The 7,920-nt window shown below is 73.7% G+C and carries 6 protein-coding genes and 1 pseudogene; 4 read left to right on the top strand and 3 right to left on the bottom strand.

Features of this window, described 5'->3' with window-relative positions:
- Together AB0F81_RS49520 and AB0F81_RS49525 are read right to left on the bottom strand one after the other, a co-directional pair.
- Positions 1-281 (bottom strand): annotated as a pseudogene (locus tag AB0F81_RS49520) (hypothetical protein); the annotation flags it as partial.
- Positions 278-1,120 carry a hypothetical protein gene (locus AB0F81_RS49525; protein ID WP_360211130.1) on the bottom strand — a complete coding sequence of 281 codons (843 nt, stop codon included), beginning with the start codon at positions 1,118-1,120 and terminating at the stop codon, positions 278-280. The gene AB0F81_RS49525 and the pseudogene AB0F81_RS49520, both read right to left, overlap by 4 nt.
- A 117-nt stretch (positions 1,121-1,237) precedes the next feature.
- On the opposite strand from AB0F81_RS49525, the gene AB0F81_RS49530 reads away from it, so the two are divergent.
- Positions 1,238-2,335 carry a hypothetical protein gene (locus AB0F81_RS49530; protein WP_360211132.1) on the top strand — a complete coding sequence of 366 codons (1,098 nt, stop codon included), beginning with the start codon at positions 1,238-1,240 and terminating at the stop codon, positions 2,333-2,335.
- Here AB0F81_RS49530 and AB0F81_RS49535 read toward each other — a convergent pair.
- The gene (locus AB0F81_RS49535; RefSeq protein WP_360211134.1) at positions 2,332-3,309 is read right to left on the bottom strand and encodes a hypothetical protein; all 978 of its coding nucleotides are present in this window, start codon (positions 3,307-3,309) and stop codon (positions 2,332-2,334) included. The genes AB0F81_RS49530 and AB0F81_RS49535 overlap by 4 nt on opposite strands.
- A 142-nt stretch (positions 3,310-3,451) precedes the next feature.
- Between AB0F81_RS49535 and AB0F81_RS49540 the strand changes: the two genes are divergently transcribed.
- From AB0F81_RS49540 to AB0F81_RS49550, 3 genes are read left to right on the top strand one after another with little or no spacing between them, the layout of a single operon-like run.
- Positions 3,452-4,384, top strand: a complete 933-nt coding sequence (locus AB0F81_RS49540) for a sensor histidine kinase (protein WP_360211136.1) — start codon at positions 3,452-3,454, stop codon at positions 4,382-4,384.
- Positions 4,381-5,034 (top strand): response regulator transcription factor, encoded by a 654-nt coding sequence (locus tag AB0F81_RS49545; protein ID WP_360211138.1) that lies wholly within the window; start codon positions 4,381-4,383, stop codon positions 5,032-5,034. The genes AB0F81_RS49540 and AB0F81_RS49545 overlap by 4 nt, the downstream gene beginning before the upstream one ends.
- A gap of 2 nt (positions 5,035-5,036) precedes the next feature.
- A complete protein-coding gene (locus AB0F81_RS49550) occupies positions 5,037-7,835 on the top strand; it encodes a Na+/H+ antiporter subunit A (RefSeq protein WP_360211140.1) in 2,799 nt (932 codons plus the stop codon).
- The last annotated feature ends 85 nt before the right edge of the window (positions 7,836-7,920 follow it).

A 7,920-nucleotide genomic window follows, 5' to 3' on the forward strand; every position in this document is an offset into this window, starting at 1 on the left:
GCGCCGGGCTGCGGCGCCGGCTTCGCCGGCTTCCTGCGCCGGCGCCGCCACCACAGCAGGCGGCGCCAGTCCCAGCGCGGCAGACGCCAGCGCGGCAGACGGATCCGGGGCGTACGCAGGCGCGGCGCCCGCAGCCGGGGGAAGCGGCGCGGGATCCACGCCGGATACCAGTACCAGAGCACCGCGACCAGGGAGGTGACGACCAGCAGCAACAGCAGCATGAGCGGCGGCGGCACCACGTCGAAGACGTCCGCGACGAACTCGTCGTAGTCCCGGGTCACCGGGCCACCGCCAGCCCGGCCGCCTCGTCCTCACCGCGGGCGCGGCGGCGGCCCAGCGCGATGTCCAGCCCCTCGGTGCGGATCCGGATCTCCACCAGCAGCACCGCGTCGAGGCAGGCCAGCGCGGCGTACGCGGCGGTGTTGGCCAGCGCGTAGGCGATCGGCACGGCGAACTCCAGCCACTCGCCGCGGACCGTGGTGACGAACAGTGTGGTCACCGCGGTCCAGCCGGTGCCCAGCGCGAACCGGATCGCGAACCAGACCAGGTAGCCGAGCAGCCGGGTCCACATCACCCGGCCGCCGGCCCGCACCGACAGCGCGGCGGACCGGCCCAGCGCCCGGAACGGGCCGCCTGCCCGGTCCAGGGTGAGCACCGGCACGGCCAGGCCGAACAGCCCGTACAGCACGATCCAGGGCAGCAGGCCGAAGAGCGCGGCCGGCCAGGACAGCAGGCCCAGCAGCACGATCACGACGAGCACGGAGAGCGGGCGGGTGCGGCGCCACAGGCGGCGATGCGGGACGGTACGGCCGAGCAGCGCCGGGCCGGCGGCGGCGCCCGCGTACGCCCCGAGCACCGCGATGATCACCGTTTCCAGGGTGAGCCCGGTCGCCACCAGCAGCCACCAGGGCCCGGCGTCGTCGTCCCAGGACGGCAGGAACACCGGGGCGGGCAGGCCGGCCTCGGCGCGCAGCGGGGTGAGCAGCAGTTGCTCGGCGCCGGCCAGGACGGCGGCCAGGGCGAGCAGCGGCAACGCCCGCGCCCGCAGCAGCGCGGTGGCCGCGTCGAGGGTCTCCCCGACGGTCATCACGCGCATCGGGAGCACGGCCGGCACCTGCATTCAGCGCATCCTAGGTGATCGCCGATTTCTCACCCGTACCGGAGGATCACAGCGCCGGCGGCGGCTGCGAGCATGCGGGTCCGGAGACACCCCGCTGAGTGGTCGGAGGACCCGCGGATGGGCGCACAGGAGATGCTGCTGTTCGGCTCCGTGGTGGGCGCACGCTTCGTGGTCCCGCTGTTCATCCCGCGGTTCCCGCTGCCGGCGATCGTGGTGGCGCTGGTGCTCGACGGCATCGACCAGACGATCTTCCAGTGGTTCGGCTACGACCCGCCCGGCTATCAGGGCTACGACAAGGCGATGGACATGTTCTACCTGTCCGTCGCCTACCTGTCGGTGCTGCGCAACTGGACCAGCCGGCCCGCGCTGCTGGTGGCCCGGTTCCTGTTCTTCTACCGGCTGGCCGGGGTGGTGCTGTTCGAGCTGACCGACTGGCGCCCGCTGCTGATGATCTTCCCGAACACGTTCGAGTACTTCTTCATCGCGTACGAGATCGTGCGGTTGCGCTGGGACCCGGCGCGCGTGGGCCTGCGTGCCTGGGTGATCACCGCGGGGTGCATCTGGGTCTTCGTGAAGCTGCCGCAGGAGTACTGGATCCACGTCGCGCAGCTGGACGTCACCGACACGCTGGCCGCCTACCCGGTTCTGATCCCGGTCCTGGCTTTGCTGCTCGGCGGCCTGGCCCTGGTCGGCTGGTTCGTGGTGCGCCCGCGCCTGCCCGAACCGGCGTGGCGCCGGCACGTGGCCGCCGACCCGCTGCCCGCCGAGATCGACACGGTCGCCGAACGGGACCGGTGGGTCGCCACGCACGGCCGGGTGCTGTCGTCGGCGACCGCCGAGAAGATCGCGCTCATCGGCCTGCTCTGCCTGGTCTACGGGCACGTGCTGCCCGGCCGCCGCTCGACCGACCTGCAGCTGTTCCTCGGCGTCGCCGCGTTCGTGGTGGTCAACGCGGCGATCAGCCTGGCCGTGGCCCGGCGCGCCGCGAGCCTGGAGTCGATGCTCGCCGCGTTCGGCCTGCGGGTGCTGATGAACGCCGCCCTGATCTGGGCGGCCGGCCGGCTGGCCGACCGGTACGGCGGCAGCCTCGACGAGTCCACCGCGCTGTTCTTCATCGTGCTGATCAGCCTGCTGGTCACCCTCGACGACCGGTTCCGCCCGGTCTCCCAGGTCCGCGCCGCCGCCCGCCCCACCACCCGGGCCGGCAGCACCTAGCCGCGCCCGGCGGCCCGGAGCACCGCCAGCGCCTCGGCGGTCACCCACGGGTTGGGCCGGCGGCTACTCGCCCCACCCCAGTCCGCGCAGTCGTGGTGCAGCGCGATCTCCGCCGAGGTGCGGTGGAACCGGGCGTGCGCCGGCCACCCGCCGGGCAGCCGCATCGACTCGAGCAGGTCGAGCGCGTCCGCGCACCGGGGATCGCCGAGCAGGCCCAGTTCGGCCATCCCGCGCAGGCCGCCGAGGATGTCGTAGTGCCAGTACAGCGGGTGGTGCAGCTGGACGAAGTCGGGCCGGATCAGCTCGCCGGTGCTCGCCCGGAACGCGAGCCGGCGGCGCAGGAACACCTCGGCGGCCTCCCGCGCCTGCGGTGACCCGTGGGCGTGCAGCCCCCGCATCGGCAGCAGCGTCTCGCAGAACGACGAGGTGTCCGCGCCGGGCACCCGATCGCAGTTCCAGCCGCCGTCCGGCCACCGCCAGGACAGCAGCCGCTCGGCGAGCCGGTCGCACCGCTCGTCGGCCAGCCCGAGCGTGATCAGGTACCAGAGCGCGTACCCCTGTTGGGAGGCGTGCGCGCGGGCCCGGCCGTGCATCACCGGCACACCCGCCCGCCGGTAGCTGGCCGCCTTCGACCTGACCTCGAAGGTGCGGTAGTACGACTCGTCCAGCCACACCGCGAGCACCTGCTCGCGCAGCGGGTGCAGCGTCTCGTCGCCCGGCGGGTAGCCCAGGTCGGCGAGCGCGCCGAGCACCCAGTGCGCGCCCTGCCACTTGGCGTAGACGCCGGGCGGCCGCGGTCCGAGTACCGGCGCCAGCAGCCGCCGCACCAGCGTGGACTCGCGCACCTCGGCGCGCAGCGCGGCGTCGTCCGGCTCGCCCAGCACCCGGGTGCGGACCTGCCAGCGCAGGGCCGGCTCGGGTACGCCGAGCAGCGCCTCGACGATCGGGTCGTCCACCCCCCTGATTGTTGTCACGAACCTGTCGTGGTTCCGGGCCGCAACGGCCACACCCCGCTGCGAGCGTTGCGGCCGGATGGGGGTCAGCACGGATGGACGCGCAGGCCGCGGGCCGGAAAGCTGGCCGCATCGGCAGCGCGGACCGGGGAGGGTGGTGGGTATGTCGCTGTTCGCACGGATCTTCACGTTGAACGCGGCGGTGCTCGCCGTCGCCACGCTGGTGCTGCTGTTCGGCCCGGTGACGATCTCCACCCGGGCCCGGCTGGCCGAGGCGCTGATCGTGCTCGCCGGGATTGCGGTCATGCTGGTCACCAACGCGGTGCTGCTGCGCGTCGGGCTGCGGCCGCTGGCCCGGCTGACCCGGGTGATGACCACGGTCGACCTGCTGCGGCCGGGCACCCGGCTGGCGGTGCGCGGCCGCGGTGAGGCCGCCGCGCTGATCGTGGCGTTCAACGCGATGCTGGACCGCCTGGAGTTGGAACGCGCGACCAGCGCCGCCCGGGCGCTGAGCGCGCAGGAGGCGGAACGGCACCGGATCGCCCAGGAGCTGCACGACGAGATCGGGCAGACGCTGACCGCGGTGCTGCTCGACCTCAAACGGGTCGCCGACACCGCGCCGGCGCCGGTCCGTGACCAGCTGCGCCAGGCGCAGGAGAGCACCCGCAACAGCCTCGACGAGATTCGCCGCATCGCCCGGCGGCTGCGCCCGGGCGTGCTGGAGGAGCTGGGCCTGGCGAGCGCTCTGCGCGCGCTGGCGACCGAGTTCACCACCGCGGGGCTGTCGGTGCGCCGCCAGGTCGGCTCCGATCTGCCGCGGCTGAGCCGGGAGGCCGAGCTGGTCGTCTACCGGGTGGCGCAGGAGGGGCTGACCAACGCGGCCCGGCACGCCGCCGCCCGTACCGTCGAGCTGCGGTTGCGGCCGCGGGCCGGCGGGGTGGAGCTGTGCGTCAAGGACGACGGCCGCGGGCTGGGCGGCGCCGCCGAGGGCGCCGGCATCCGCGGCATGCGCGAACGCGCCCTGCTGATCGGCGCCGGCCTCAGCGTCGAGTCGCCCGGCACCGGCACCGAGGTCCGGCTGCGGGTGCCGGCGTGAACCGGCCGACGCGCATTCTGCTCGCCGACGACCACGCGCTGGTACGCCGCGGCGTCCGGCTGATCCTGGACAACGAGCCCGACCTGGAGGTGGTGGCCGAGGCCGCCGACGGCGCCGAGGCGGTGCAGCTGGCTCGCGCCGCCGAACCGGAACTGGTCATTCTCGACGTGGCGATGCCCCGGCTGACCGGCCTGCAGGCCGCCCGCGAGCTGTCCCGCTCGGCTCCGGACCTCAAGCTGCTGTTCCTCACCATGTACGACAACGAGCAGTACTTCTTCGAGGCGCTGCGGGTCGGCGCCGCCGGTTACGTGCTGAAGTCCGCCGCCGACACGGATCTGGTCGAGGCCTGCCACGCGGCGATGCGGGACGAGCCGTTCCTCTACCCGCGGACGGTGACCGCGCTGGTGCGTGACTACCTGGAGCGGGCCCGGGCGGGAACCGCCATTCCCGCCCGGGTCGTCACCGAACGCGAGGAAGAGGTTCTCAAGCTGGTGGCCGAGGGCCACTCCACCCGGGAGATCGCCGACCTGCTCTACATCAGCGTCAAGACGGTGGAACGGCACCGTTCCAACATCCTGCAGAAGCTGGGTCTGCGCGACCGCCAGGAGCTGACCCGCTACGCCATCCGCGCCGGCCTGATCGAGCCCTGACCGTGCTGCTCCTGCTGATCCTGCACGCGGTGGCCGCGGTCCTGGCGGTCCCGCTGGTCCGCGCCGCCGGCAACCGGGCCCTGTACGCGCTGGCCCTGGTCCCGGCCGCCGCCGCGGTCTGGGCGGTCGCCGGCACCGGGCGGGTGCGCGCCGAGACGTACCCGTGGGTGCCGCACCTGGACGTCTCGCTGGCCCTGCGGTCCGGACCGCTGTCCTGGCTGATGCTGCTGATCGTCGGCGGGGTCGGCGCGGTGGTGCTGGCCTACTGCGTGCGCTACTTCCCGGACCGCGACCCGGACCTGGGCCGGTTCGCCGCGGTGTTCCTCGGCTTCGCCGGCGCGATGACCGGCCTGGTGGTCTCCGACGACCTGATCGTGCTGTACGTGTTCTGGGAGCTGACCACGGTCTTCTCCTACCTGCTGATCGGCCACTCCCCGGAGCAGGCGGCGGCCCGCCGGGCGGCGATGCAGGCGCTGGTGGTGACCACGGTCGGTGGGCTGGCGATGCTGGTCGGGTTCGTGATGCTCGGCGAGCACGCGGGCACCTACCGGTGGTCGCAGATCACCGCCGGGCCGCTGCCGGACGGCGGCTACCTGACGACCGCGGCGGTGCTGATCCTGGCCGGGGCGCTGTCCAAGTCGGCGATCTTCCCGTTCAGTTTCTGGCTGCCGGCGGCGATGGCGGCGCCCACGCCCGCGTCGGCCTATCTGCACGCGGCGTCGATGGTCAAGGCCGGAGTGTTCCTGATCGGCCTGGCCGGGCCGGTGCTCACCCAGGCCGGTGGGTGGCGGGCCGTCGCGGTGGCCGCCGGGACGGTGACGGTGCTGCTCGGCGGCTGGGCGGCGATGCGCCAGCACGACCTGAAGCTGGTGCTGGCGTACGGCACGGTCAGCCAGCTCGGGCTGCTCACCGTGGCGTTCGGGGCGGGCAGCCGGACAGCGGCCCTGGCCGGCTGCGCGCTGCTGCTCGCGCACGCCCTGTTCAAGGCGGCCCTGTTCCTGGTGGTCGGGGTGATCGACCACAGCGCCGGCACCCGGGACCTGCGGGAGCTGAGCGGCCTCGGCCGGCGGATGCCGGGACTGGCCGTGGTGGCGGCCGTCGCGGTGGCGTCGATGGCCGGGGTGCCGCCGACGGCCGGGTTCGTCGGCAAGGAGTCGCTGTTCGCGGCCTTCGAGCACGGTGGCGTCATCGAGCGTGTGGTGCTGCTCGCCCTGGTCGCCGGGTCCGGCCTGACGGTCGCCTACGGGCTCAGATTCCTGTGGGGCGCGTTCGCCCACAAGCCGGACGTGCCGGTGACCCTGCCGCAGCGGGCCGGGTGGCGGTTCACCACACCGGCCGGGCTGCTCGCGGTGGCCGGGGTCGGGGCGGGACTGGTGGTGGCGCCGCTGGACCGGGTGCTCCGGCCGTACGCCGCTGATTTCGCCGGCCCGGACCACCATCTGAGCCTGTGGCACGGCTGGGGCCTGCCGCCGCTGCTGTCGATCGTGGTGATCGCCGTCGGCCTGGCGATCTTCGCCGGGCCGGGGCGGGACCGCTGGCCGGGCCGGCGGCTGCCGGCCGCGGAGGACGCCTACCGGCGGCTGATGGCCGTCGTGGACCGGGCCGCGGTGGAGGTGACCGGCGCGACCCAGCGGGGTTCGCTGCCGTTCTCGCTCGGCGTGATCCTGGTGGTGCTGGTCGTGATCGGCTCGGCCACGCTGGCGCTCGGCGGATCGTGGCCGGCCGGGATCCGGCTCTGGGACACCCCGCTGCAGCTGGTGGCCGGCGCCGTGGTGGTCGCGGCGGCGCTGCTGGCGGCCCGGGTGCGGCGGCGGCTGACCGCGATGATCCTGGTCGGGGTGTGCGGTTACGCGGTGGCCGTGCTGTTCGTCCTGCACGGCGCGCCCGATCTGGCGCTGACCCAGTTCCTGGTGGAGACCGCCACGATCGTGATGTTCGTGCTGGTGCTGCGGCGGCTGCCGGCCCGCTTCTCGGCTCGGCCGCTGCGCGGCAGCCGGATGATCCGCAACGGCCTCGCGGTCGCGGTCGGCCTGGTCACCGCGGGGATGGCGTACGTGGCGGTGGCCGGCCGGCAGGCCGTGCCGATCTCGGTGGACTTCCCCGCGCTGGCGGTCTCCTACGGCGGCGGCACCAACATCGTGAACGTGGCGCTGGTGGACATCCGCGCCTGGGACACGATGGGCGAGATCTCGGTGCTGGTGGTGGCCGCGACCGGGGTGGCCAGCCTGATCTTCCGGCGCACCGAGGCGTTGCAGGGGCGCAGCACCTCGCCCGGGACCTTCCCGGCGGCGGGCTGGCTGCGGGCCGGTGACACCCCGGAGGCCCGCCGTCAGTCGATCATCCTGCAGGTGGTGGCCCGGATCCTGTTCCACACCATCGTGCTTTTCTCGATCTACCTGCTCTTCTCCGGGCACAACGCGCCGGGCGGCGGGTTCGCCGGCGGGCTGGTCGCCGGGCTGGCGCTGACCGTCCGCTACCTGGCCGGAGGCAAGCCGGAGCTGAACGCGGCCGCGCCGGTCGACGCCGGCCTGGTGCTCGGCACCGGGTTGCTGACCGCGGTCGGCACCGGGATCGCGGCCATGGCAGCCGGCGGCGAGGTGCTGCAGAGTTCCCTGCTCGACGTGCACCTGCCGTTGGTCGGGCACGTCCACTTCGCCACGTCGGTCGCCTTCGACATCGGTGTCTACCTGATCGTGGTCGGCCTGGTTCTGGAGATCCTGCGCAGCCTCGGCGCGGAGCTCGATCGCCAGTTCTCGGTGGAGAAGGCGCAGACGCCGAGCCGGGAGGAGGAGCTGGTATGACACTCCCTGTGTCAACCTCAGGCAGCGAGCAGATCGTTTTGTCCAGGTTGAATGAGGCGTACGGCGTTGCCGTGCCGGGCGGGAT

This window comes from Actinoplanes sp. NPDC024001, assembly GCF_040638955.1.
Classification (GTDB): Bacteria; Actinomycetota; Actinomycetes; order Mycobacteriales; family Micromonosporaceae; genus Actinoplanes.